Consider the following 26,418-nt stretch of genomic DNA (forward strand, 5'->3'; position numbering starts at 1 on the left):
ACATTCCCTCCTAGAACAAATAGTTATCGCTGGTTTTTCTGGCCAAGAAGTTAGATCCTAAGATCAGAACAAGACCTACCAGCGATTTGAATAACCCAACCGCGGCCGCAAAGCTGAAATTGCCTTGCAGAACCCCGACTTTAAACACATACGTGTCGAACACTTCAGCTACATTGTTGACCATGGGGTTACCCATAATAAACAATTGGTCAAAAGATAAATTCATGATACTGCCCATCCGGAGCAGCAGGAGCACGACAATCGTCCCCATTAGCGCTGGAATCGTAATGGCTTTCATCTGCTGCCAGCGATTAGCACCATCAACCCGTGCCGCTTCATACAGCTCTGGATTAATCCCAGCAAGTGCAGCCAAGAAAATGATTGTTCCCCAACCTGCATCTTTCCAGATGCTTTGGAGGGTAATGATCCCCCAAAATAAGCGCTCATCCAGTAGAAGCTGAACATTCGTGATTCCGATCGCATGCAGCAGCTTGGTCACGATGCCTTGCGAATTCATCAACGTCACAGTCAATGAACACACGACAACCCAAGAGACGAAATGAGGTAAATAGATAACGGTTTGAATAAGCTTTTTATAGAGTGTTCCACGCACTTCGTTCAGCAGCAACGCAATCACAACCGGCGCTGGGAAATACAGTACCAGATTGAGTAGGCTGATCACCAGCGTATTGCGCAGCACCATCCAAAAATCAGGATGATGAAACAATCGTTCAAAGTGCTCGAAACCCACCCATTCACTGTGAGAAATACCGCTAAACGGATTATAATCCTGAAAAGCCATCAGAATGCCGTACATAGGTACGTAATCGAATAGTAGGATAAACAATATACCGGGCAGGGCCAGTAAGTACATGTAGCGGTCAGACCATAGCTTTCTCCTCAATCTGCTTCCTCGTGATCTGACCGAGTCCGACTGTACTTCTGAAACGATGCCCTTTCCCACCTGTGATAACACAACAACCCCTCCTTATCGTTGCACGGGCAGTACGGGGGAAAGGACGGCTTATTTGCCGCCCGTACCCGCATTGATTTCTTCCTGCCATTTACTTCCTTCAAATCGGTCATACCATTGCTTCACAATGCCATCCCAATCTTTCACATCAATCGTGCCCATGATGACTTTTACGATATTCGTATTAATAAACGTATTCGCTTCTGCGCTATATTTCGAGCCTGTTGGCGAGTATACGGTTGCCGATGCATTCGGCATCTTCAAGTACCTTTCAAGTCTTTTATTGCCGTCGATAATGATTTGTTGGGTAGTCTCGGAACGCTCTCTGCGTAAGTAAGTCTCTTCCGTCGGCTGAATTTGTTTCGCGTATAAGAAGGCTGCAGGCACATCGCGGTTGAACATACCGCTAATTGGGCTTGGCTTGTTATCCTTCATCGTATAATGAACACCTTCAACACCATACGTATAGAAGTTCATACCTTCTGGTCCTGCTCCCCAATCGAGCCACTCCATCAACTTATCCAGCTTAGCCTTATCCTCCGCAGTTTTCTTCGGAATGTACAGACCGCCGTAATTGACGCGCGCACCAATCCCTTGATCGCCATGAGGGCCTTTCACCGGTTCAAATGGAACCAAAGCCGCCTTCGGATTTGCTTGCGCATACGCTTCGAACTCATTAATACGGTCCATATCGCTGACATAAATACCAGCTTGATTTTTATTCGTCACTTTGGCATTAGCCGTTTTCCCGTCAGTCACCGCAAAGTCAGGATCAATTAGCCCTTCCTTGAATGCTTTGGCGAGCCAAGTTAAATACTCTTTGTAGACCGGTGTTGCAAAGTTAGGAACATACTTACCATCCTGTTTAATCCACGAATCTTGAATCCCGTAAGCCTGTTGAAAGCCCCACAGGTTACCGAAATCGTTGTTAGCATAGCTAATCTGGATGCCATAGGTATCTTTTTTGCCGTCTTTGTCTGGGTCATTGTTCGTAAAAGCTTTCGCAACTTCATAGAGCTCGTCAGTCGTTGTGGGCACTTTAAGTCCGAGATTATCCAGCCAGTCCTTGCGAATCAGCGGAACTGCTGTCGTCATGGGATTACGCACATTGGCGAAAGCCCAGGTCTTGCCCTCGTATTTGGCAAATTCGTAATCTTTATGCTTTTTCAAATTCGGATATTTGTCGAGCAACTCATCAACCGGCACGAGTTGCCCTGACTTGATCATCCCCACGATGAAACCGTCCATACTATTCCACGAGAAAATGTCTGGAATGTCGCCGGAAGCAACCTGAACGCGCAGCTTTTCTTTATACGTGTCGCTTGTATAGATGTTATATTCGAGCTGGACACCTAGCTTATCTTGCAAATATTTAACGGCAGCGTTGCTGTCTGCGGAGGTACTAGGCACGCTAAAACCTGTTTCGTACATCATATTTAACTTTACAGGTCCTTTGCTTGCCTCTTTCGTCGGCGTAGCTTCTGTTCCTTCTCCACAAGCGGTAGCAACCGCACTCAGCGCCACGATGAGCAACAAGCTCGTCGCTGTTTTCCAATGAAGCTTCTTCTTAGTCATCATTTATTTCAGACTCCCTTCATTCCTATAGCCATGTGTAATGGATGTTCATGATAACGCAGATCTGGTGAAGCTGTGCACTCCCACAGTATAGGCCTGCTGCTTGAGATGCATCAATAATCAGTTGCGGAGTCCGAATTTTTAGGAAAAGACCATTGCCGTATCGAATAAATGACGCCCACTATGCTGATTCCGCGAGGGTGTCATTTTGCAAAAACGAAGATTTCGAGAAATGATTAATTCACTTCCGGCCTGCCTTCTATATAATGATTTTATTAAGATTGCTTATCGGCACCAAAGATATGTTCACTAGTAGAAAGGAGTCATTCCACCATGCGGCTGCAACGCTCTAAGAAAGCTCAGACCCTCATCATGATGCTGCTTGTAGCTTCCATATGTATGACAGTCATGGGATTTGTCATGTACCGCGTGGCGACGGGCACCTTGACGGAAGAAGCGCAAAACGCATACAAGGTGTCCTTACTGCGTACGCAGGATCGGGTAGAAAGCTATTTCAAACAAATGGATCAAGCCGTTCTACAGTTCGAAAAACTGCCTGCCTTAGAAACCTTTTCTAAACTAAATGGACTGAATCAGAAGCTCGACCTGGTGACGCTCCGAGATACGATCGTACGGATGTATTCCTCTATTGATGATGTGGATAATGTAGCCCTGTATAGTGTTGGGGATAAAAAGCTGATCGGCACCAGCCAGCAGGTCACTGCCGCGCAGGACGAATATGCCGAGGTTATCGCCAAATTCGAGAGTCTCCATACCGAGAAGGCTTTTTTCACAATTCCGGTCAATCAATCTCCGACCAGTGTGTATGTGCGAAAGCTGCCGATTTTTCAAGAGGAGAAGACGGCTTATATTTTATTTCATATTAACCAACGATTCTTCGACCATATTCTGGGTACCTATGACAATGTGAAGGGAAACTATTTCATTCTCGATCAAGATGGGGTATTGATGCAGAACCGCGGCAAGCTTTCGAAAGAACAACTGTTGGCGGGGTTGTCACCCTCTCGTCAAGACGAGAGCTTCGCTTCATCCCACTTGTTTATTACTCAATTAAAAGCCTCCAATAATGGATGGGTTTTTGGGTTTGCTATTATGAATGACGAGTTCTTCACTAAAATAAATCGGATTCGCAATCTCGCTTTCCTACTTGCTGGATGCTTACTTGCGGTTGCTGCTATCGGCGCCTTTTTGACAACCAATCGCTTATGGAGAGGCTGGAGCGACATTGTTAAGCTGGTCAACGACACCTCCAGCACAACGGAGCGTAAGGATGTCCAACGGCATCCAGGGGAACAACTTGATGAGTTTGGTGCGATTTACGAAAAAATGCATCAAATCAAGGAATCACGCGACGAATTAAATGTGCAGGTCAATGCATGGCGGCCGGAGGTTCGAGACTTGTTTATTCGCAATATGCTCCGCAAGGGTTTGCGATCGCAAGAGGATAGGAACCGACTGGAGCAATATCACATCCAATTGTATCAGGGCGCTTACAGCTGTTTTTGTATAGAAATCGATCAATACAAGAGCATGATGGATTTGTACACGGACGTCGATCTCTATTATTTCCGTTACGGGATTTCTAAGGTGATCAAAGAGGTGATGGACGAACATGGCACTGGTGTCGTCACGGAGCATGGAGAGGGCCGGTTCCTAGCACTATTTTCGTTAGAGGAGTCTGTCATCGGGGAGGCACAGCAGCAGTTCCTTCATTACGCGGAAATCATGCGGGATTTTATTAAACAGTATTTCCCCTTCACTGTATCGATTGGGATTAGTTTGGTAAGAAAGGACTACGCCTATCTAGGGATTGCTTCCGAAGAAGCGGAAGCAACGCTCAAACATAAGCTTGTGGCAGGCGCTAATGAAGTTATTCCTTTCGAAGCCTATCGTGGTGAACCCGAAACTGGAAGCCTCGACGCTGAACCGCTGCCGGTGTTGTTTCGCGAGCTAGAGAACGATATTATATACGCGATTCAGGCTTGGGATCTCGAATTGGCTTATTCTTATGCGGATCGGTTGAACATGCTGCAAGGGATCAGGACACTGAACTATCACTGGTTGCATAATAAACTGACAGAAATGATTCTATCTATTTACTGGACGATTAACAAAACCAAGCGTCACGCCTCCACCGAGCTATTTATGAACAAATTATCTCAATTAGCCACACTAGAAGATTGGATTGCGTGCTTGAAGTTCGATGTCATCGCCCTGTTAATCGAAAGCCTTAAGCTTACGCATAACGAGCATATGCAGAGGGTCGCCCAGCAAACGATCGCGTATATAGAAGCGCATAATGAGGAGGATCCTAGGCTTGAAGATTTATGTAAAATAGCGAATGTCCCCGCCTCCATCGTCAGACAAGCACTAAAGGAAGTGCATGAGGCCACTTACTCTGATCTTGTGCTTATTAGCCGAATCGATAAAGCACAAAACTGGCTGAAGCACACGGAAATGAATATTGAAGAAATCGCATCGCGGCTGCAATATAGTAACGCTCAGAACTTCTCACGAATTTTTAAAAAGGTGGTCGGCATACCCCCTGGCCAATATCGCAAAGAAATGAAAAACGAGCAGAGCGACTAAGTAAAGTCGTTCTGCTCGTTTCTATTCACTTTCCTTATGCCATAGGGGAATGCTCCGCGATTAGCTGCTCTTGTATCTGCAACTGCTGCGTTGCAAATTCGCGATACATCTCATGCGACTCGATGAGCTCCTGGTGCGTGCCGCGGCCTGTGACGACACCTTTATCGAGGAACACGATCTGATCGGCGTCCACAACCGTGGATAACCGATGGGCAATGACTAGCGTTGTACGTCCTTGCATCAAATTCTGCAGCGCTTGCTGCACCACGACCTCCGACTTGCTGTCCAGACTCGACGTGGCTTCGTCCAGCATGAGAATCTTCGGATCGCGCAACAGCGCTCTGGCAATAGCAATCCGTTGGCGCTGTCCGCCTGATAGCTTAATCCCGCGCTCTCCGACTTCCGTGTCATACTTCTGCGGAAGCTCTTCAATGAAACCATCTGCATAGGCCATTTCGGAAGCTCGCTTCAGCGCTTCTTCCGTCACTTCATGCTGCAAGCCATAACAGATATTGTCCCGAATCGTCCCCGCAATAAGCGGACTTTCCTGTGATACATAGCCGATCTGGCTGCGCCAGGACACGAGTGAGTACTGACCAATACTAGCGTCGCCTAACGAGATGTTACCTTCCTGCTGCGAATAAAAACGCTCCAGCAACGAGAACATCGTCGTCTTCCCGCTTCCGCTTGGTCCTACAATCGCGGTAACCTTCCCCGCTTCCATCGTAAAGCTAACGTCCTTGAGAACCGATTCGCCCTCTTTATAACCAAACGATACGTTCTCGAAATTCAGGGATTGGGAAGCATCCTTGACGGCTAAACCTGCGTGTGGATCCTCCTCTTCATGATCCAGGACCTTGAGAATGGTATCTGTTGCGCCCATCGCTTTCTGCGTTTGCGTGAAAAATTGTGTAATTTGCGTAATAGGCATTACGATTTGGAATAAATACAGCATGAAAGCTACCAACTGGCCAGCTGAGATCGCTCCTGATGCTACCCGTGTGCCACCATAACCGAAGAGGACGACGAACATCATCAGCATGACAAACATAATTAGCGGGGACATCAGCGCTTGAATTTTGCCTTCTTTTAACCCAAATTTGAACAACGTCTGGATCCCTGTGCTACCTTCTTTGTACTCCACAGGCTCTGCATTAGCAGCCTTCACTAAGCGAATTTCTGATAAAACCCGATTCAACACAGACGTGAAGTTGGCCGTTTCGGCTTGCATGCCTTTAGAAATTTTGTACATTTGCATCCCCAATGGAAAAAGGATAAGAAACGCAATCGGGAATATGCTAAACATGATCAGCGTCATTTTCCAATCCATATATAAGAGCACGATGATCGAACCGATAATAGAGATGGTCCCTGTGATAAAACCAGCCATATGCTCAGCAATGAGCCCTTTAATAATTGCGGTGTCGTTCGTCATTCGGGAGATGGTGTCTCCTGTTTGATGATTATCATAGTAGCGGACCGGCAGCACGAGCAGCTTCTTCCATAAGCGATCTCGGATACCAGCCACTACGCGCTGTCCCGAATAGTTAAGGAGATACGTAGCTACACCTGAAGCTACCGCTGATGCGATGAACGCAAGAGCCATCCCGCTAATTTGCCACCAATTTAGGGATGAGATCGAGAAATTATCAACCACGTTTTTCGTAAATAGCGGGATCACCAACGACACCAGCGTGGCAATCACACTTAACCCCAGTGCAATACTTAATAAAAGCTTAGGTGGATTCGCACTCATCATCAAGCGGAAAAATCCCCGCCAATTGCTTTTTTGTTTCGGTTGTTCGTTCTTTGTCTTCATAGCCATCTATCTCTACTCCTTTACCCGATCGGATGTGATTCCGTGTGTACGTTGTTATCTACCAATGGATATGATCATACTCCCCTATTTTAAACAGAATATAAACGCGTTCGAATCGGTCTGCGGGCGGAATGATAGCTCTGGGGGGGCGAATCCCCCAATATTCACCTCCCTTCCACGCCTAACGGACACAGATGACGTTAATCGGTCATTGAGCTGGATTTGCATGTCCTAACGGACAACACGGCCGTTATTCTTCTAATTAGGGTCCAACTTTGCCTACAAACACGCTAATAGCGGCGCCTGTGTCCGTTAAATGTGGAATCCCTCTGAATTTGTCCCAATAGCAGCGGCTATGTCCATTAAAATTATACCAGTCGTGGGAGAGTGCGATAAATCGAGAGTTAGTGGAGAGGAGTATCGGAGAGGGTAATAAAAAGCTCCCTCACGAAAGCCATACGGCTTCTCACAAAGGAGCTCTCTTGTTTCTATTTAGGATTCGGTGGCCACCTGCCACATGACTCCGTAACGATCTCGCACACGACCTAGCATCGTGCCCCAGAACATGCGTTCAAATGGCATGATAACTTCGCCATCAACTGCTAGACCATCATAAATCGTGCGCGCCTCCTCCTCATCCTTGAAGGTGAGCGCTAGATCCATGGCCATCCCTCGATCATTGGCATCTGTGCCTGCATCTGCCATGAAAAATCGCAAGCCCAGCGCCTGCAGTTCCAAGTGCATAACCAAGTGCTTCTTCGACTCTTCCATCCCAGGAAGATCCCCGTAAGACTGGATGCTAATAATTTCACCGCCAAACACGCCTACATAAAAATCTGCCTGCCTTCTCGCATCAGTACTATAAATATAAGGAGATAAGGTTGCCATCGCTATTTCTTCATCCCTTCTACATGACCCCATAGCAGTTGGTTTTTGCCATGTGTCTTGGCTTCATACAGTAACTGATCGGCCGCGGCGACCAATTCCGATTTCCCTTGTCCCCGATCACGGCGTGCAGCCCCGAAGCTCATCGTAACTTGAAACGCATCTTTGCCATGCTCAAATACCTTGCCTCGGAGCCTCTCCAGAAATATTTCATATAGTTCCGTCGCTCTAGGCTGACTATCTGTATAAAAAATAACCGCAAATTCTTCACCACCATAACGGAAAGCCCTACCTTGAGTATGTGGGATGGACGTCTCCAATAGGCTGCCGATCTCCCTCAAAACCATATCTCCTGCTTGATGACCATAGCGATCATTAATTTGCTTAAAATAGTCAATATCCCCCATCAGAAGTGTAATGGGTTGTTTGCCTGCGATAGCTTCTCGCATGTGTTCTTGAAAGCTTCGATGGTTATATAGTCCAGTTAAGTAATCCTGCTTCGCTAAATTTTCAAAAATACCTTTCTCGACAAAATGCTTTCGCTCCCTTGCTACAAGGATGCCCCCAATGAAACCAAACATTAACAGGAAGGCAAAATTAAAAAAGTGTCGGGGATAGTCGTCTAGCTGAAATCCACCATCCACCAGATCAACTATGAAACAATATCCGATGATGATCATCCCCGTCGCCACCATGGATCCACGGAAACTCCAGTATAACGAAGCATGAAGAATGACCAAGTAAGCTATTGGGAGAAGTGGACTATGTGTGCCATCTGTGAGCGCAATAATGACGATAAACGAGAAGTAATCCATAACGACACCCAAGCGCGTCACCGTGCGATAAAAGCGTGAAGCGATAGGCGTAAAATGCAGCGCCACTTCCGTAGTTGCCATATAGAGAATAGCGACTGCCAGCATGCTCCAAAAAAGAGATAGGCTCTGCGAGGCGCTATAGTAATAGTTCAAATACACATAAGATGTGGTAACAAGAAGAAACCAACGTACACAGCTATATGCAATTTCTAAGATATGGTCAGACTTTCTTATTTTCACCATGCTGCAATCACATCCCTACCACATGACATTCTCCTTATTGATTCTATAAATTGTTTCCATGTCCTTCTTATGGGTCTTGCGCCTTTCATCCACTTCGAGATCAAGTGGTAATTTTATCCTAAAAAGCATTTCCTGAATAGTCCCCGATTATGTTACAATGGGAGGCATTATATCAACGTACGGAGGAAGCTATGCTCCCGCGATACTCTTTTTTCTTAAAATTGATGATATTCACGACATTGGTCAGTACGATTCCCTTACTATCATTGGGTATCTACTCTTTCTTCCAATCGACCTCGAAGGTCCAAACCAAAGTGAATGAAGCAAACGTTTTCATTTTGCAGCAGTCCCAAAACCGCGTTGAACAGATTCTTAAAGTCATTGATCAAGTATCCGGGCGCTACGCGGAAACACCGTTAGTTGTTAATTCGGTGGCGAAGCGACTGGCCATTGAAGATTTCCAGGACATTGATTTGCTCGTCAAAGGACTGTTGGGTGTACAAACGTATGAGCTAGGCGTTAAAACCGTTGAATTGCACAGTCTTCAGAATGGCTGGTATATCAAAGACGGCGGCTTTTACTTTGGGACGGATAAGACCAAGGAAACTAGCAATGTGAACGCCGCTTATAACTCACGTTGGGTGCCGGATGCCGGACCAACCTTCTCTGGTATTAAGCTAGTCAAGAGCATTCCATCTACAGGATCGGAACAAAAGGGCTATTTGTCCGTCCATGTATCCAACTCAGAGCTGGCTAAGTTGTTGACCGGCGGTTTTTCGACGCGCGAGACCATGATTCTAGATGACAAAATGAATGTCATCATCGACAGTAATCCTAATAAAACGGGTCAAAGCGTTCGCTCCGAGTCTTGGTCACAGGAATTGCTGAATACGGGCAGCATGCAGGGCTATTTCAACAGTACGCTGCAAGGTAAAGAGTATAGTGTGATCTATAATCAATCCCGATATAACAACTGGACCTATGTATCCATTATTCCTTTGGAAGAAGCGAAAAAGGAATCTGCCTCGATCGGCTGGGCTACATTAACAGCTTGTCTGCTTCTGCTTCTTTTTACAGCATTGCTAGCTTATTGGGGTTCCAGACGGATGTCAGTTCCTATACGCAGCTTAGTAGAGTTTACAATGCGTCACAGTAAGCCAGCTAACGGCGGAACGGTTGTTAAGGATGAATTACAGTGGGTTGGGACTCAATTCGCATCTCTGCATCAATCCAAGGAACAGCTGGAAGGTCAAATGAAGAGCCAATTCGGCCAACTTGTTGATTATTTCATGTTAAAACTGTTTCAAGGTGAGATGCATCGCGGGGAGCTGCAGGAAAAGGCAAGTCAGTTTCATATTCCCGTTTGGCGGCGCTATGCCGTCATGGTTTTGCAGATTGATACCTTGGAGCACACGCGCTACAAGCCCGGTGAACAGGATTTACTCTTGTTTGCGATCAACAATATCGCCTCAGAGCTCATCCCGCATCCCCACCGCATTCACGCCATGCCGATTGGTAACTATCAAGTGACGCTGGTGGGCAGTGAAATGGACAATCATCGGGATTTGCTTAGCCAGTTGAGTGAATTTGCCGAGTCCGTGCAGAAAGCGGCTGCCGATTTCCTGGAACTTAAAGTGAGCGTCGGGATCAGTCGCCCGTATGAAGCCATAGATGAAACGCCGCATGCGTTTCTTGAGGCTAAAGAAGCGCTGCAATATCGGATTCGTCTCGGGGAGAAAGCCATTCTGCATCTAGATGACCTGAAGCCGCAGCAAGCGTCACGTCATTATTATCCGCATCATCTCGTTTCGGAGCTAACGCAGGCCATTACCTTTTTGGAAAAGGACAAGGCTGGCGAGCTGCTCCAGCAGTTCATTCAAGAGGTGCTCCGCGTGGAAACCGATCCTAACCTGTATCGCATCTCCTTCGCGATGCTGTTGACCGATCTAGCTCGTATTGTATATGACATGGGGGATACCGGGGAGCTCTTCTCTCACGATGGACGCAATGAATATGAGCAGCTGTTCAGCCTCAAAACGCCGCAAGAAATTGAAGGATGGTTCAAATCACACATCATTCATCCGATGATGGAGCTGGTCCGCAAGCGTCATGAATCGTCAGGCAAAAGCATTTCCCGCTCGGTCATGGATTTGGTCCATGCGTATTATGACAGCGACCTGACACTTGATCAGTGTGCCTTGCGGATGAATTACAGCACGCATTATATTCGCCGCATGTTCCGGAAAGAAACCGGGATGAACTTCAGTGATTATCTAGCCAGCTACCGCCATGACATGGCCATCAGCTGGCTCAGTGGAACGGAAATGAAAATCACAGAGATTGCTGAACGCTTGCAATACACGAATGCGCAAAATTTCATCCGCAACTTCCGAAAGCTGGAAGGTATGACACCTGGTCAGTACAGAGAGCTCAAAAAGACTTCGCAGTAATCACTCTTTCCATACGTTATAAGTAGACAAGAACCTGGCCACTCGCCAGGTTTTTTTGTGTTGTGGTGCAGCATAGAATCGATTTCAAATGATTATGGCAGAGGTCGCTAATGATTATAAACCGCGTAATTGCGCTTATTTTCGAACCGTCTTGCATGTGGAGCGCTGCTGATTATTGAAGGCAATTCTGGGCTTCGATATGCTAACGCTGTCAAACAATCAAGGAGGACGATGACTCGTGGAACTGACTTCCAAACCGTTAAGATCAGATGCGGTTGCTAAGAGCAAGGCACGTCTCAGGTTAAACCGCCTGTTGAAAAACAAATGGCTGTATCTGATGGCGTTACCCGGCATGCTCTACTTCATTATTTTTCGCTACTTTCCAATGTGGGGGCTGTTAATTGCTTTTCAGGATTACCAACCAGCATTAGGGATGCTTCATAGCAAATGGGTGGGTCTAAAGCATTTCGAGCGCTTCTTTTTCGATGCCTCCTTCGCCATGTTATTTAAGAATACGATTATTATGGCTGTCTATAATTTGGTATTCTTCTTCCCGCTTCCCATTATCTTGGCCCTGTTATTGAACGAAATTCGCCGAGAAGTCTTTAAACGAACGATCCAAACGATTGTGTATATTCCTCATTTTGTATCGTGGGTCGTCGTCGTAGGTATTTCCTACATTTTCTTCACGACAGAAGGCGGCATTGTAAATGATGTGCTAGCCTCCATCGGACTTCCCAAAATCGAATTCCTAATCTCCAGTGAGTGGTTCCGAACAATGATCATTTCACAGGTCATTTGGAAAGAAACCGGTTGGGGAACCATCATCTTTCTCGCCGCATTAGCAGGCGTTGATCCTCAATTATATGAGGCAGCTAAAATTGACGGAGCTGGCCGTTTCCGGCAGTTGTGGCACATCACACTCCCAGCCATACGAAGTGTCATCGTGATTCTGTTTATTTTGCGACTAGGTTCATTCCTGGATACAGGCTTTGAACAAATCTTCCTCATGCTGAACGCCATGAACCGCGACGTAGGCGAGGTATTTGATACGTATGTCTACAATGTCGGTATTCAGCAAGGGCAATTCAGCTATAGCACAGCCGTCGGCTTATTCAAATCCATTATCGGACTAGCGTTGGTCGTTGGTGCTAACCGGATGGCCAAAAAAATGGGCGAAAGCGGTCTGTATTAAGGAGGGAATTCAGCAAAATGATCAATAAGAGCTTAGGCAGCCGCATCTTTGACGGCTTCAATTATACTTTTTTAACCGTATTCGCCTTAATTACCTTACTTCCGTTCATCTACATTGTGTCCGTCTCGTTCGCAGAGCCGGCAGAAGTACTCAAACGCGGCTTCATTCTATTCCCAACCTCCTTCTCCTTGGAAGGGTATCGCTATATTTTCTCCACACACATCATCGTTAACAGCTTATTCGTTACCATCGGGATTACGGTTGTCGGGACATTCATCAATCTATTGTTCACCACGCTGCTCGCCTACCCGCTATCTAGACAGGATTTCGCCGGCAGAAAGCTCTTCATGATGATGATTGTATTCACGATGCTGTTCCACGGCGGGATTCTACCCACTTTTCTGGTTGTCAAATCGCTTGGGATGCTCAATAGCTACTGGTCCCTGCTCATCCCGAATGCGATCAGCGCATTCAATTTGATCGTCGTCGTTAGCTTTTTTAGACAGCTGCCTGAAGGACTGGAGGAAGCGGCGAAGATTGACGGCTGCAGTGATGTAGGACTGCTCTTTCGCATCGTTTTACCCTTATCAGCACCGGTTCTGGCTACATTCGCCTTATTCTATTCCGTTGGACACTGGAACACCTTCTTCAACGCCATTTTGTACATCAACGATTCCAAAATGTGGCCTATCCAGGTCTGGCTAAGGCAAATCGTCATCCTATCACAAGGCGGAATCGGTGACTCTACGCAGTTCGATCAGAACTACATCGCACCTCCGTCTCAAATCATTAAAATGGCGGTCATTGTCATTTCCACGGTGCCTATTTTGATCGTGTATCCATTTCTGCAAAAGCATTTTGCCAAAGGTGTCATGCTCGGTTCTGTGAAAGGTTGAAAAGGCTCCCGAAAGCTATTGTGATTGGGATGCATTCATATACAATAAGAATATGGGGAGGCAATACCACGATGAGAACACATGCAGGAATGAGAAAAGCCGGAATTGCAACGATGGGTATGATGGTAGGCGCTGCTGCACTGCTTACTGGCTGTGGAAACGACGCAAGTCCTGCAACAGGAGGCACGAGTACAAGCGCAGCAAGTTCACCTGCCACCAAAGAGCCGCTGAAACTGAGTGTCATGACCCTCATGTATGCCGAGCCGCCGAAAGCGGACAGTGAAGTACAGAAACAGATCGAAGCCTACACGAATACCAAATTGGACATCTCCTGGGTCCCCAACTCCTCCTACAAGGAAAAGGTGAATGTTACGATTGCTTCTGGTGAGCTGCCCAAAGCGCTGCTTGTACAAAACAATAAGGATTCCAATATTTTGAGCGCTGTACGTGCGGGTGTATTCTGGGAAGTCGGTCCTTATTTGAAGGACTACCCGAATCTATCGAAAATGAACCCTTCTGTCTTCGACAACATTAAAGTTGACGGCAAAATATACGGCTTATATCGTGCCCGCGATTTGGCGACGTACGGTGTTATTTTCCGCAGCGACTGGTTGAAAAATGTCGGGCTTAGCGCACCGAAAACCATAGATGATTTGTACAATGTATTTAAAGCGTTCACATTGAACGACCCCGATAAGAACGGCAAAGCAGATACAGTGGGCTTGACCGAAGAGAAAACCATGGATGGATTTGGTGTCGTAGCTTCAATCATGGGCGCACCGAACAGCTGGGAAGTGAAAGACGGCAAATTAAGCCCGGATTTCTTAGCGCCAGAGTACTTTGAAGCCATGAAATTTTATAAAAAATTGTATGATGAAAAGTTGATTAAACAAGACTTCCCTGTGCTGAACAACCAACAGAAGAAGGATGATATCAACCAAGGCAAGGCTGGAGCTGTGATCTCGAATATGATTGACGGCGCAGGCTATCAAGCAACTCTTGCCAAATCCTTCCCTGGCTCAGATGTGGACGTTGTAAGTCGAATTCAAGGTCCTAAAGGCGAAAGACTGCCTGGCGGCGTAGGCTATAACAGCGTGTTCATGTTCCCGAAATCAAGTGTGAAAACAGAGGCCGAATTGAAACAAATCCTTGGCTTCTACGACAAGCTTTCCGATCAGAAGATGCTCGATTTGCTAGGCTGGGGTATTGAAGGCAAGCATTATAAGACCGAAGACAGCAAGCCCGTATTTATTGATCAAAAGCTGCAAGACACCGAAGTAGGCTCCAGCTACCTGCAATTACAGATCGCCAAATATACAGCCAAAACAACAGGTAAAGAAACACCTCTGATGGAGAAGTACGGCAAAATGATCAAAGAAAACGAAACGATCGCGGTTAACAATCCGACGAACCCGCTCGTGTCCGAAACTCAAACAACGAAAGGCACAGAATTGAAACCAATCATTGACGATGCTCGCACGAAATTTATCCTAGGCAAGCTGGATGAAGCCGGTTGGAAGCAAGCGATTGAGCAATGGAGAAAAGCAGGCGGCGACAAAGTCATCGAAGAATTCAGTGCGCAATACGCCAAGAATGGTAAATAAGTTTAGAACAGGAGGGGCAAATTTGCCTCTCTTTTCTTTGAAGGAGAGAGTCGATATGACAGTTCAGCGATCCATATGTATTTCCGGCACAGACAGAGGCATCGGCCTAGCACTCGTGAAGGATTATCTGTTGGAAGGGTATACTGTTTTTGCTGGAGGTATTACGACAGAGAATGAAGCATTCATTCAGCTTAGCAGTCAATTTCCAGATCACCTACACACTTCCTTCCTAGATGTGGGCAGCGACGCGAGTGTGCAGGCGTTCGCCGCGTTCATCGCAAGCAAGACCGACAAACTTGAGCTGCTCATTAATAATGCAGCCATTCTGGGGGATATGAAGCAAACCGTTACGGATGTTATCGATTTCGATGAGATTCAGCGGGTATATAATATCACGGCCCTCGGTGCTATCCGCCTAACGAATTACTTAATTGAACCGGTCATGCAAGGTGGCCAGCTCATCGTGAACATTTCATCAGAAGCAGGCAGTATTCGGCAAAGCCATCGAGAGTCATGGTTCGGGTACAGTATGGCAAAAGCGGCTTTAAATATGGGATCAACCATGATTCACACTACGATTCGCAAACAAGGTGGGCGTGTTCTTTTGATACACCCTGGCTGGGTAAAAAGTGCTATGAACGGGTCATGGAGTGATGCAGGTACCTATACGCCAGAAGAGGCTGCAGCCAATATTCGGCATATAATCAAACTAAATAAGGATCACATCCATGAACAACCGCTTTATCTGGCTGCCGATACGGGGGAAGAATTGCCTTGGTAGGCGTATTTCAGCCTGCTTCTGGGCAGTTTAGAAGAAGAGTTTAAGGCATTACGGAGAGTACGCGGCTTGGTTACAAGACGATATGCTTCCGTGAGTTCGCATCTCTCGCTAGTTTTGTATTTATCTGAGGGTTACTATACAATAGTAAGAGGGGAATCATTCCCTAGTTATGTTCGAGGAGGTATGATCATGAATAATTTCACATTCCACAATCCAACTACCCTACATTTCGGTCAGGGACAATTAGACAAACTAACGACCGAAGTACCGAAGTATGGGAAAAATATTTTACTTGTCTATGGTGGAGGCAGTATCAAAGCCAATGGCATCTATGACAAGGTTGTCCAGCTCCTACAAGGACTAGAAGCAACCATCGTAGAACTGAGCGGCGTTGAGCCTAATCCGAGATTAACGACTGTCCACCGCGGCGTAGCCCTGTGCCGTAGTAATAACATCGACCTCATCCTTGCAGTAGGCGGCGGCAGTGTAATCGATTGCGCGAAAGCAATCGCCGTTGGTGCTAAGTTCGAGGGCGATTTCTGGGATATCGCAACACGTAAAGCAGCAGCTACAGGCGCACTTCCATTAGCAACTGTACTGACCATCGCTGCGACTGGCTCCGAAATGAACTCTGGTTCTGTTATTACCAATTGGGAAACCCAAGATAAACTAGGCTGGGGAAGTCCATTTTCATTCCCGAAATTCTCAATCCTCGACCCCGCTCATACGACATCCTTGCCTGAAAACCAAACCGTATACGGCATGGTCGATATTATGTCTCACGTCTTTGAGCAGTACTTCCATCATGGCACGAACTCCCCTATACAGGACGGGTTCAGCGAAACGATATTGCGTACGGTTATTGACACAGCTCCTCTTCTGTTAGAGGATCTGAACAATCTTGAACACCGCGCAACCATTCTATACAGCGGCACTATGGCGCTTAACGGCACGTTAAGCATGGGTATCCGCGGTGATTGGGCGACGCACAACCTGGAGCATGCGGTTTCTGCTGTCCATGATATCCCGCACGGCGGCGGCTTGGCCATCCTCTTCCCGAACTGGATGACCCACACCCTCGAGTCCAACGTGGGACGTTACAAACAGTTCGCGCAGCGCGTCTTCGGTATTGATGCCGCAGGCAAATCCGACAAGCAGGTTGCCGAGGAAGGCATCGCGGCATTGCGTGCGTTCTTCACCAGTATCGGCGCACCTAGCCGACTGGCTGATTACAACATCGATGACTCCACGATGGAGCTTATGGCCGATAAAGCCATGATTTACGGCGATTTCGGCAACTTCCAGAAGCTGACTCGCGCCGATGTCGTGAAAATTTACCAAATGTCGCTATAGGCATTACGAGCATGAAGAAGCCGCACTCCAAGGTCAACCTTGGGGTGCGGCTTTTTACGTCCTAGCGCTGCACAGGCAGCACCTTATAGTCTCGCCATTCTTCCGGCAGCAAGCGCTGATAGCGCGGCTGTAAGTAACGATCGTCGATCAGCAGCAGCACACCGTGATCCGTTTCGGAGCGGATTAACCGTCCGCCAGCCTGCTGCACTTTGTTCATACCGGGATAGACATAGGCGTAGTCGTAGCCGTTTTTGCCCGTGCGCTCCATGTAATCCTTGATCAGATTACGCTCCGGCCCCAGCTGCGGTAAGCCAACGCCCACCACAACGACGCCCGTTAAACGGTCGCCGACAAGATCAATGCCCTCGGAGAAGATGCCGCCCATCACTGCAAAACCCACTAACGTCATTTCCGACCCCGCCTGAAATGCCGATAAGAAGTGCTCTCGCTCCTCCTCCGTCATTTTGGCCTGCTGAACGAGTACATTGAGCTGCGACTCTTCCGCCGACTCACCTACAAGATCCGTAAATGCCTCATACACACTGCTCATATACGCATACGAAGGGAAAAACACGAAATAATTCCCCGCTCGTCCCTTGACCAGCTCATAGATTGAACGCGCGATCTGCGTACGACTGTGTTCCCGATCCTGGTAACGGGTCGAAAGCGGCTGCACGAAAACCTCCAACTGCTCCTTAGCAAAAGGCGACGGCACCGTCACAGAGTAATCGTCTTCTCCTGCCCCTAACATGTCCATGAAATAGGACAATGGGGACAGCGTCGCCGAGAAAAACACATGCACCCGATACCCTTTCCCCACTTGCCGCAACAAATGTGATGGATCTAAGCACACGAGCTTCACGCTGACCTCGTTCCGATCATTCACAGCTAGCGTCACATACCGCTCGTCATATAGCTTCGAGATGCGCAAGAAATTTTGCGCACCGAAATACGCATCCAAGAGTCCCGCACTTACACTCGCAGTACCGGCCGATCGTGCCAATTCCTTTTCAGCTTCCGCTATAAAGGCTTCCACCTGCACCAACAACGAGTCCGGCAGCCCTGACTCCACCATCATTTCTCGATCTCCGACCTGCTTACGGAGCGCTATGAAATAGGCATTTATCGCCTTCGCTGCGTCATGGACCTCCTTACTCACACCTTTGAACTCCCGCTGTAGTGTAAGAAATACCGATTTGTGCAGCTCACTGGCATACATCTCCCGTGCACGATCCACCAAATTATGTGCCTCATCAATAAGCAGCGTTGTTTTCCGCTTCTGCTCCTCGAACAGCCTTTTCAAATTCACCCTAGGGTCGAAAATATAATTATAATCACAAATCACCGCATCCGCCGCATACGCCACATCCAACGAAAACTCAAACGGACACACCCGATGCTTCCGTGCATACCTTTCAATTACCGTACGCGTCATCACGGTTTCCTGCTTGAGCAGATCCAGCACCGCCTCATTCACCCGATCATAGTAGCCATCCGCAAACTCACAGTGTGCTGGCGTACACTTGACCTCGTCCTTTAAGCACACTTTCTCCTTTGCGGTTAGCGTAACCACCTGTAGCTGCAAGCCCTTGTCCTGCAACAGGTAAAATGCTTCCTCAGCCGCCGTGCGCGTGATCGTCTTCGCCGTCAAATAAAAAAAACGCTGAAGCATCCCTTCTCCCATCGCTTTCACCGACGGAAAAAGCGTCGACATCGTTTTGCCAATGCCTGTCGGTGCCTTAGCAAACAGCTTGTGCTCATCCTGGATAGTTTTGTACACCGCCCCGACCAATTTGCGCTGCCCTTCACGGTACTGTGGAAAAGGGAATTGCAGCTCCTTGATGCTCTGATTCCTGCGTTTCTCATGGTCAATCTTCACCTGTGCGTACGGATAGTAGCTCTGAATCACCTCATGCACAAACCGTTCGAGCTCTTCGTACGAAGCTCCCCTTACAAAATGCCGCGTCTCCTCCGTATCCACCTGTGTGTACGTCATCTGAACTCGCATATGATGGAGCCCGCGATCATGGGCAATCATATAGGCATAGCACATCGCCTGTGCCCAGTGCACAGGGTATGAATTCTCTTCAATCAGCGCAATATCTCCGGAAGTCGATTTGATTTCATCTACCGTTAATGTACCGCCGTCATCAGTCCCAGTTAACAGCCCGTCACAACGCCCATCTATGACAAATGAAAGCCCCTCATACGCAATCTCCGCTGACACATACACTTCACGCTGATCGGATTCTCCGTATTGCTTTTGCAGTCTTTGATGCGCCTTCGTACCATCACTTAATGACTTGCTCGAACGAAATCCCGTATCAATACTACCACTGCTAAACACATATTCTACAAGCGAACGAACTGATATCTGAACAACAGGTAGCATGCCACGTCTCCATTTTTAGAACATTTGTTCCTTATTATACCATGTGCATCGGTGAAACACTACTAACCCATGTCGCGAGCTGACTTAACTCCTCCTTCCTATTTTGCAGCTTGTTTTGCAGCTTATTGTCCGCCTCTTCCCTTCACGCTAAAATAACTGGATTATGTACAGCTAATTTCGTCTCTTAGCCTCGATTCAGCAAACTAACTGCAAAATATCCATCTAAATTCGAGCATATTCAAATAAATCAACAAAACTCGCCTAATTAACTACATATATTCCACTTAAAAGTAAATATCGAAGGAATACGGGGAAATTAGCTGTATTTTTTCCATTTATTTGAGTGTTGTGGGGCTAAAGGTAATTGAGTGTGCGAAGGCAGCGTGTGGTAGGGGGTGGTAGATGAGTACGTAAAGAGTAACAAGTGGTGGGGGTGGTAGATGAGTACGTATGTGGCTATACACAATTGCCCGCGCCAAAAACCCCCTCCACGTCGAGCCTAGCTCATACGCAGAAGGGGTGAACAGTCTTCTTGCTGTTTCACTTCAAGATCATTTGACCCACTGAAACGGGGTTGTATTAAAAAATAAGTCCGGATTGGCCTGAATATTATGCGCCCAGAAAGTAAAATGCAGATGCGGCCCCGTAGAGAACCCTGTTGTGCCGACAAGCCCGATAATGTCGCCCTGCTTGACGCGGTCGCCAGGTTTGACACGCAGCTCGGAGAGATGCGCGTACTGCGAGAACAGCCCCATTCCGTGGTCAATATAAATGGAATTGCCGGTCAAATACAGGAGTTCCGCTAACGCTACAACTCCATCGTTCGTTGCCTTGATCGGCGTGCCTTCTTTGGCGGCCAGATCAAGGGCCATATGCGCGCTGTCGTATTTCCCGTTCACATAACGGGTGTACCCATACGGCGTGGTCAAAATCCCCTCGACCGGCTTCACGAACGGCCCGCTAAACAAAAAGCTCGGTTCCGACTTGCTTCGCGCCAGATCGATCTTCTTCTGATCCGCGTTGATGCGTGCCGTATCCTGTTTCATGCTTTCCATTTGCTCGGTAACCTTCAAATACTGCGTCTCAAACTTCTTCGCCTTGATGGTTAGCGTCTGATCACCAATCGGATACGTACCTGCCTTCACACTCATCGGGATTGGCAAATACGTAAAATATCCCGCTTCATACGGTTGAAGTGTGTACGTTTTGCCCTGCCAAGCGATACTGCCTGGCTCCTTATGGCGCACAAGTACGATATCTCCCGGCGATGCCTGATCCGGTATGAGCTTCCAGCTCGCGCCCAAGACCGCTTTCGCGCCAGCTTCATCTTTATAGAGCAAAGACTCCGCTTGGAGCTGCGTCAAATGGGCTTTCACCCCTTGAATGATCGCTTTCGCATCCTCCGTCATACCATCTATCCAACTCTGTCCACCATCCACGGTGAGTACGAGTGGGCTTTTACTATTTGTTGTGCTTGGTAGTAGAGCCCAACCAATCTTCGGCGTCACGAACTGTGACTGCTTCACATCAAACATCGTCCCGTTCAACGTAACAATATCCACGCTCGGGCTTCCTGAGGACGTCGTAGCTGCAGCTCCTGACGCTACTGATGCTCCCGATGCGCCTGCCGCCGTGCTCCCAGTCCCGCTCTCCAAGCTCAACAGCTTTGTGATCGCTTCCAGTCCATTCGTAGCCGTTCCTCCATCTGTCGGCAGGGCTTCCGTACTGGTGACTTCCTGCCAATGGGCGCCGCCGTCTGAAGTATGAGCCATCCCGTCCGCGTATTTCACCCAACCTCGATCGAGGTCAAGCATTCGAAATTCTAAAGCTACGCGAGGTGTTGGCGTTGGTACAGGTGTTGCGACTACGATATCTGGTACCTCTTTCTTCGAAGAGGTCAATGTTCCAAATGGTGAGTCTCCAATGAAAATGACCACACCAGCAGCTAGGATGCAAGCACCGGCTAGCAGTGGCCATTGGCGCCGTTTTCTAGGTTTCACAGACATGCCTACCTCCCAAAGGATGACGAGGGTTGTCCACTTGCTAGACGCCGTCGTCTCTGATTTCACTCTTCTCATGGTAACACAAAAAACCCGAAGACAGCTATGTCTCCGGGTTCTATAACGCTATATTTGTACGCCCTTTTTGAGCGTTTTCTGATCACTATTCGTGTTATTAACTAATGGAAGTAACTTGACACTTCGAACCATTGTGGACTGACATAAATGACATGTCGGCACGTGATCGAATGCAAAATTATCTCGCATCCAGCCTTTACAGCCTTCATTTTCACAAGACCATACCGTCACATTTTCTAGAGGCATCTCTTCAAGCGACTTTTTTCTGGAATACATGGATAAACCTCCTTAGAGTACTAAGCGTCAGCTAGCTTTAAATTGAAAAAGACTGCCATTACTTAAGTAAAGGCAGTCTTTTTAATTATATTACAGTTTTACAACGTTTTCTGCTTGTGGTCCGCGGTTACCTTGAACTACGCTGAATTCAACGGATTGACCTTCGTCCAAAGTTTTGAAACCGTCGCCTTGGATTGCGGAGAAGTGAACGAATACATCGTTGCCGCCTTCAACTTCGATGAAACCGAAACCTTTTTCTGCGTTAAACCATTTTACTGTACCAGTAGCCATTGTGAAATACCTCCAAAAATTATTAACATGTTTTTTATTCTTCAAAGAGAAAAAATTCACACATTGTATAAGGTTCACTAACAAAAATGAAAACCCTTTACAATATGTGAATTCAGGTTCTATTTGTCGATTGGATTTATCATAACACACCACTTATGAAAACGCAAACTATTTCCAGAACTTACTAGTGTAAATTTTGTGAAAGCTGCCCCAACTTTAGTCTAGGTTGCCCCTTGGTCTCCAGACGGTTTGATGCGCAGGGCAGGGGGACTATACTTGACGTATCGAGTTTAGGAGGGTTTTCACCGTGTATAACGCAAGTATTCAAACGATATTAGCCGTAAGTGTTTTATTCGTCATTTTCACATGGATCGGAAGCGTCAAAGCGTCCCGATTATTGTACAGCGGAAGCTTGGAGAAGCTGAACCGCAAAACACGCAAGCTGCTTTTCTGGGCATGGTTTCCAATCCTTCCTGCGGGAGCAATTGCAGCTTCCATCGTCTGGCTGCAGATGAACATGGACCCGATTTTTTGGAAGGATCGCATCTTCCTGCAAGCGCCGCTAGTCGTTGTTCCTCTTTTGAGCATATGGTTCGTGGCTGTTCCTAAACTGCTGAAGCTTCGCTCTCTAATCAGGATAAGCTTAGCCGAAAGTGGCGCCACAATTGAGCCTGCTATGTTCCAAAGAGCCGCTAGCCCAGGCCTTATATTTCCTTATCAATTAACTGCTCTTAGTGCAGTAACGTCGCTATATTTCTCATTTGTACCGCCAGTTCCTTTCCAATGGTTAGAAGTCGCGATTCCGCTCGCAGTCTTTCTTGTCTTAGCAGCTGGACTTTGGTCGAGACATGCGCTGCGCGCCAAACAAGTTCGTAAAGCAACTAACTATCAAGCACCTCGTTTATTGGCGCGCTTTGGGGCCATGACGGGCGTTCTCATCGTGATCGCTGGTATTGGTTTCTACTTAATTACATTTGCAATGGACAAAAGCGTACTCCCAGCCGAGATCGATATGGCAAGCGGAACACATGATTACGGCGGTGGGGCTGCCACAATGGATCACGCACATCATGACATGACGGCAATGGCTGGCATGGTATCTGTCGCTGACCTAACGGGCCCGAAAGAAGGGACGCCGGATCGTCGTTTTACACTCGTAGCACAGAAAAAAACCGTCACACTCAGCTCTGGCAAAACCGTGGATGCTTGGACCTATAACGGTCAACTCCCTGGACCTGAGCTTCGTATGAAAGAAGGCGAGCTCATTGAAGTCACATTAACGAACGAAGATATTGATGTTGGCGTCACCGCCCATTGGCACGGTTTAGATGTACCTAACGCCGAAGATGGCGTTGCTGGTGCCACACAAAATGCCGTTATGCCAGGTGAAACCTATACGTACCGTTTCCGCGCTGAACAGGTAGGCACTTTCTGGTACCATTCCCATCAGGATTCACAAGAAGCGGTTAGCAAGGGGCTTTTCGGAGCGTTGATTGTGGAACCGAAAGAGGTTGCAGATACAACGACATTTACGATTCCATTTAAAGATATTACGGTTATGACCCATCTTTGGAAGAATGCGTTCGCTATTGGCGCCAATGATGAATTGGACCGTCAAGCGGTCGCTCCTGGTACGCCTGTCAGAATGCGACTCATCAATACAGATGACTGGGTCAATCAAACCTATACGCTAGTGGGTACGCCCTTTGAAGTGGCGGCTATCGACGGGACAGAGTTGAATAAGCCGGATCTCTTGACCAATACACGTGTCATTGTACCAACTGGCGGACGAATTGATCTAACCTTTGTTATGCCGGATCATCCTGTTTATTTAAATGTGGGAACTAATAAAAAAGGAGGGATTTTTCTGTCAGCCGATGGCCAAGGAAACGTTCCTGAGCTGCCGCAAACCGTAGCTTTCGATCCGCTTACCTATGGACGCCCTGCGGCCACACCTTTTGATGCAAATAGCAAATTCGATCGAGATTTTACACTGATTTTAGATAATAAATTGGGTTTCTATAACAGAAATTTTGATTTCCTCTATACGTTGAATGGAAAAGTGTTCCCAGATGCGCCGATGTTCATGGTGAAGGAAGGGGATTTGGTTAAAACGACGTTCATTAATCGCGGAAATGTCGAGCATCCGATGCATTTGCATGGACATCATGTGCTTGTCCTTTCACGCAATGGTAAGCCTTCCATCGGGAGTCCTTGGTGGTCGGATACGCTAGATGTTCAGCCAGGCGAAACGTATGAGGTTGCTTTCGTGGCGAATAACCCTGGACTATGGATGGATCACTGCCATAACCTTGTGCACGCTGCCGCGGGAATGTCGATGCATTTGATGTATGAAGGAGTGACAACGCCATTTTCGGTTGGAAGTGGTACACAGAATCATCCGGAGTGAATGGTCTTCACCATTTCGACAAGATTGGAAGCTCTATTTTCAAAAAAGAGGGAGGGCATGTCACATTAACTTACACACAGTTGACAAAACATACCTTAGCAGTTTACTCTAAAAGAGGAAGGCACGACAAATTGCATATGACCTCTTTCGTATAACCTTAATAATTGGATTAAGGGTCTCTACTTAGAAACCGTAAATTTCTAGCTACGAAAAATGTGCACTGAGAAACAGGCATATTTTTCATGGCTAGTTTTTTTGTGCCTATATTTTCATATATTAGGGGAGTAGGAGGTTTTGATCGATGACAACAATTTTAATTAAAGATGCTCAGATCGTGACCATGAATCGGAGCGGAGACATCATAACGGGGGATATACTCATCGAAAATGATCGCATAACCGCGATCGGACCCGATTTGAACCCTACACACCCAGATAAAATTATCAACGCTAAGAATCGCACGATCATTCCAGGCTTTATTCAGACGCATATCCACCTGTGCCAGACGTTGTTCCGTGGTAAGGGAGACGATCTCGAGCTTATGGATTGGTTAAAAAAGCGCATTTGGCCGCTGGAAGCCTCCCATGATGAGGAGTCGATCTACTATTCGGCGATGCTCGGCATCGGGGAACTGATTCAAAGCGGCACCACAACCATTGTGGATATGGAGACGGTTCACCATACGGATTTTGCTTTTCAAGCCATTGCTGAGAGCGGGATTCGTGCGCTGTCAGGCAAGGTGATGATGGACAAAGGGGACGAAGTTCCGTTTGCCTTGCAGGAAAATACGACGGAATCGCTTCAACAAAGCGTTGATTTGCTGGAAAAATGGAACGGGCACGACGGTGGCCGTATTCAGTACGCGTTCTCGCCGCGTTTTGTTATCTCGTGTACGGAAGAGCTGCTGCGCGAGGTTCGTAATTTGTCGGAACAGTACAACGTGAAGGTCCACACGCACGCTTCTGAAAATCTCGGTGAAATCGAGATCGTGCAAGCCGAAACGGGCATGCGCAACGTCGTCTACCTCGATCATCTCGGCTTGGCGAACGAGCGGCTGATCTTAGCGCATTGCATCTGGCTCGATGAGCAAGAAAAACGCATCATCCACGAGCGCGGCGTGCATGTCAGCCACTGCCCTGGCTCCAACCTGAAGCTGGCTTCAGGGATCGCCGAGACGCCCGAGATGCTCAAACTAGACATCTCGGTTAGCCTAGGGGCAGATGGTGCGCCGTGCAACAACAATCTCGATATGTTCAACGAGATGCGGCTCGCTGCGCTCATCCAGAAGCCCGTGCACGGACCGACGGCGATGAACGCGCAGACGGTGTTCCGCATGGCGACCATCGGCGGCGCTCGCGCCGTTGGCATGGCTGATGAGATCGGCTCTTTAGAAGTCGGCAAGAAAGCCGACCTCGCGATCCTCGATCTCAACAACTTCCACACGTATCCGTCTTACGACGTGGATCCGATCTCGCGCATCGTCTACTCGGCGACGCGTGCTGATGTCGAAACGACCATCATCAATGGTCGGATCGTCATGGAAAACCGCATCCTGCGGACGGTTGATAAGGACATCGTCCTGCCCGAAGCGAACCGCTCGATTCAGCGGTTGTTGAAGAGAGCGAACCTGCGCTAGCGTTTATTAGCGCGACACAAACAAGAAGAGACTGTACCCTACGTAGACTTTTCTACATAGGCACAGCCTCTTCTTTATTTTAGGGGCGCGGCTCCCACAATGGCCGAAACGAGTATTGAAAGGGAACGTAGATGCC

At 47.5% G+C, this 26,418-nt stretch carries 18 protein-coding genes and 1 riboswitch; of the genes, 9 read left to right on the top strand and 9 right to left on the bottom strand.

From position 1 onward, the window contains the following. Positions 1–10: 10 nt before the first annotated feature. Together HQN88_RS31345 and HQN88_RS31350 are read right to left on the bottom strand one after the other, a co-directional pair. Positions 11–976, bottom strand: coding sequence for an ABC transporter permease (locus HQN88_RS31345; protein ID WP_274318801.1), 966 nt, complete (start codon positions 974–976; stop codon positions 11–13). 48 nt (positions 977–1,024) lie between these two features. Beyond that, positions 1,025–2,551 carry an extracellular solute-binding protein gene (locus tag HQN88_RS31350; RefSeq protein WP_173119691.1) on the bottom strand — a complete coding sequence of 509 codons (1,527 nt, stop codon included), beginning with the start codon at positions 2,549–2,551 and terminating at the stop codon, positions 1,025–1,027. Positions 2,552–2,881: 330 nt separating this feature from the next. Between HQN88_RS31350 and HQN88_RS31355 the strand changes: the two genes are divergently transcribed. Next, the gene (locus HQN88_RS31355) at positions 2,882–5,158 is read left to right on the top strand and encodes a helix-turn-helix domain-containing protein (protein ID WP_173119693.1); all 2,277 of its coding nucleotides are present in this window, start codon (positions 2,882–2,884) and stop codon (positions 5,156–5,158) included. A gap of 34 nt (positions 5,159–5,192) precedes the next feature. Here the strand turns inward: HQN88_RS31355 and HQN88_RS31360 are convergent, their stop codons facing one another. The 3 genes from HQN88_RS31360 to HQN88_RS31370 all read right to left on the bottom strand — a co-directional run bounded on the left by HQN88_RS31360 (position 5,193) and on the right by HQN88_RS31370 (position 8,920). After that, the gene (locus tag HQN88_RS31360; protein WP_173119823.1) at positions 5,193–6,977 is read right to left on the bottom strand and encodes an ABC transporter ATP-binding protein; all 1,785 of its coding nucleotides are present in this window, start codon (positions 6,975–6,977) and stop codon (positions 5,193–5,195) included. Positions 6,978–7,469: 492 nt separating this feature from the next. Then, positions 7,470–7,865 (bottom strand): VOC family protein, encoded by a 396-nt coding sequence (locus HQN88_RS31365; protein ID WP_173119695.1) that lies wholly within the window; start codon positions 7,863–7,865, stop codon positions 7,470–7,472. 2 nt (positions 7,866–7,867) lie between these two features. Next, complete coding sequence (locus HQN88_RS31370) at positions 7,868–8,920, bottom strand: GGDEF domain-containing protein (RefSeq protein ID WP_173119697.1); 1,053 nt, start codon at positions 8,918–8,920, stop codon at positions 7,868–7,870. A gap of 191 nt (positions 8,921–9,111) precedes the next feature. Between HQN88_RS31370 and HQN88_RS31375 the strand changes: the two genes are divergently transcribed. The 6 genes from HQN88_RS31375 (at position 9,112) to HQN88_RS31400 (ending at position 17,199) form a co-directional block, all read left to right on the top strand. Further along, positions 9,112–11,370, top strand: a complete 2,259-nt coding sequence (locus HQN88_RS31375) for a helix-turn-helix domain-containing protein (protein WP_173119699.1) — start codon at positions 9,112–9,114, stop codon at positions 11,368–11,370. A 238-nt stretch (positions 11,371–11,608) separates the two neighbouring features. Beyond that, positions 11,609–12,565 (top strand): ABC transporter permease, encoded by a 957-nt coding sequence (locus HQN88_RS31380; RefSeq protein ID WP_420794146.1) that lies wholly within the window; start codon positions 11,609–11,611, stop codon positions 12,563–12,565. A 17-nt stretch (positions 12,566–12,582) separates the two neighbouring features. Further along, positions 12,583–13,461, top strand: a complete 879-nt coding sequence (locus tag HQN88_RS31385) for a carbohydrate ABC transporter permease (protein WP_173119701.1) — start codon at positions 12,583–12,585, stop codon at positions 13,459–13,461. A gap of 71 nt (positions 13,462–13,532) precedes the next feature. Beyond that, positions 13,533–15,065 carry an extracellular solute-binding protein gene (locus HQN88_RS31390; protein WP_173119703.1) on the top strand — a complete coding sequence of 511 codons (1,533 nt, stop codon included), beginning with the start codon at positions 13,533–13,535 and terminating at the stop codon, positions 15,063–15,065. A gap of 55 nt (positions 15,066–15,120) precedes the next feature. Then, a complete protein-coding gene (locus HQN88_RS31395; RefSeq protein ID WP_173119705.1) occupies positions 15,121–15,846 on the top strand; it encodes an SDR family NAD(P)-dependent oxidoreductase in 726 nt (241 codons plus the stop codon). A 189-nt stretch (positions 15,847–16,035) separates the two neighbouring features. Beyond that, positions 16,036–17,199, top strand: coding sequence for an iron-containing alcohol dehydrogenase (locus HQN88_RS31400; RefSeq protein WP_173119707.1), 1,164 nt, complete (start codon positions 16,036–16,038; stop codon positions 17,197–17,199). A 61-nt stretch (positions 17,200–17,260) separates the two neighbouring features. Here HQN88_RS31400 and HQN88_RS31405 read toward each other — a convergent pair whose 3' ends face one another. The 4 genes from HQN88_RS31405 to HQN88_RS31420 form a co-directional block, all read right to left on the bottom strand. Beyond that, positions 17,261–19,591, bottom strand: a complete 2,331-nt coding sequence (locus tag HQN88_RS31405; protein WP_173119709.1) for an ATP-dependent DNA helicase — start codon at positions 19,589–19,591, stop codon at positions 17,261–17,263. Between the two features lie 551 nt (positions 19,592–20,142). Then, a complete protein-coding gene (locus HQN88_RS38225) occupies positions 20,143–21,597 on the bottom strand; it encodes a M23 family metallopeptidase (RefSeq protein WP_173119711.1) in 1,455 nt (484 codons plus the stop codon). Positions 21,598–21,717: 120 nt separating this feature from the next. Then, complete coding sequence (locus HQN88_RS31415) at positions 21,718–21,945, bottom strand: cold-shock protein (RefSeq protein WP_056622331.1); 228 nt, start codon at positions 21,943–21,945, stop codon at positions 21,718–21,720. A gap of 90 nt (positions 21,946–22,035) precedes the next feature. Then, positions 22,036–22,236, bottom strand: a complete 201-nt coding sequence (locus tag HQN88_RS31420) for a cold-shock protein (RefSeq protein ID WP_047679716.1) — start codon at positions 22,234–22,236, stop codon at positions 22,036–22,038. A 307-nt stretch (positions 22,237–22,543) separates the two neighbouring features. On the opposite strand from HQN88_RS31420, the gene HQN88_RS38510 reads away from it, so the two are divergent. Next, complete coding sequence (locus tag HQN88_RS38510) at positions 22,544–24,646, top strand: multicopper oxidase family protein (RefSeq protein ID WP_173119713.1); 2,103 nt, start codon at positions 22,544–22,546, stop codon at positions 24,644–24,646. A gap of 127 nt (positions 24,647–24,773) precedes the next feature. Next, a riboswitch (purine riboswitch) is annotated at positions 24,774–24,873 on the top strand. A 74-nt stretch (positions 24,874–24,947) separates the two neighbouring features. Further along, positions 24,948–26,282 (top strand): 5'-deoxyadenosine deaminase, encoded by a 1,335-nt coding sequence (locus HQN88_RS31430; RefSeq protein ID WP_173119715.1) that lies wholly within the window; start codon positions 24,948–24,950, stop codon positions 26,280–26,282. The last annotated feature ends 136 nt before the right edge of the window (positions 26,283–26,418 follow it).

The organism is Paenibacillus qinlingensis (assembly GCF_013204845.1).
Classification (GTDB): Bacteria; Bacillota; Bacilli; order Paenibacillales; family NBRC-103111; genus Paenibacillus_E; species Paenibacillus_E qinlingensis.

What these genes read in the sequence shown, in the direction of transcription:
- HQN88_RS31350 (WP_173119691.1), bottom strand. Translation starts at nt 2,551, where the DNA reads ATGATGACTAAGAAGAAGCTTCATTGGAAAACAGCGACGAGCTTGTTG.
- HQN88_RS31355 (WP_173119693.1), top strand. Translation starts at nt 2,882, where the DNA reads ATGCGGCTGCAACGCTCTAAGAAAGCTCAGACCCTCATCATGATGCTG.
- HQN88_RS31360 (WP_173119823.1), bottom strand. Translation starts at nt 6,977, where the DNA reads ATGAAGACAAAGAACGAACAACCGAAACAAAAAAGCAATTGGCGGGGA.
- HQN88_RS31365 (WP_173119695.1), bottom strand. Translation starts at nt 7,865, where the DNA reads ATGGCAACCTTATCTCCTTATATTTATAGTACTGATGCGAGAAGGCAG.
- HQN88_RS31370 (WP_173119697.1), bottom strand. Translation starts at nt 8,920, where the DNA reads ATGGTGAAAATAAGAAAGTCTGACCATATCTTAGAAATTGCATATAGC.
- HQN88_RS31375 (WP_173119699.1), top strand. Translation starts at nt 9,112, where the DNA reads ATGCTCCCGCGATACTCTTTTTTCTTAAAATTGATGATATTCACGACA.
- HQN88_RS31385 (WP_173119701.1), top strand. Translation starts at nt 12,583, where the DNA reads ATGATCAATAAGAGCTTAGGCAGCCGCATCTTTGACGGCTTCAATTAT.
- HQN88_RS31390 (WP_173119703.1), top strand. Translation starts at nt 13,533, where the DNA reads ATGAGAACACATGCAGGAATGAGAAAAGCCGGAATTGCAACGATGGGT.
- HQN88_RS31395 (WP_173119705.1), top strand. Translation starts at nt 15,121, where the DNA reads ATGACAGTTCAGCGATCCATATGTATTTCCGGCACAGACAGAGGCATC.
- HQN88_RS31400 (WP_173119707.1), top strand. Translation starts at nt 16,036, where the DNA reads ATGAATAATTTCACATTCCACAATCCAACTACCCTACATTTCGGTCAG.
- HQN88_RS31405 (WP_173119709.1), bottom strand. Translation starts at nt 19,591, where the DNA reads ATGCTACCTGTTGTTCAGATATCAGTTCGTTCGCTTGTAGAATATGTG.
- HQN88_RS38225 (WP_173119711.1), bottom strand. Translation starts at nt 21,597, where the DNA reads ATGTCTGTGAAACCTAGAAAACGGCGCCAATGGCCACTGCTAGCCGGT.
- HQN88_RS31415 (WP_056622331.1), bottom strand. Translation starts at nt 21,945, where the DNA reads ATGTATTCCAGAAAAAAGTCGCTTGAAGAGATGCCTCTAGAAAATGTG.
- HQN88_RS31420 (WP_047679716.1), bottom strand. Translation starts at nt 22,236, where the DNA reads ATGGCTACTGGTACAGTAAAATGGTTTAACGCAGAAAAAGGTTTCGGT.
- HQN88_RS31430 (WP_173119715.1), top strand. Translation starts at nt 24,948, where the DNA reads ATGACAACAATTTTAATTAAAGATGCTCAGATCGTGACCATGAATCGG.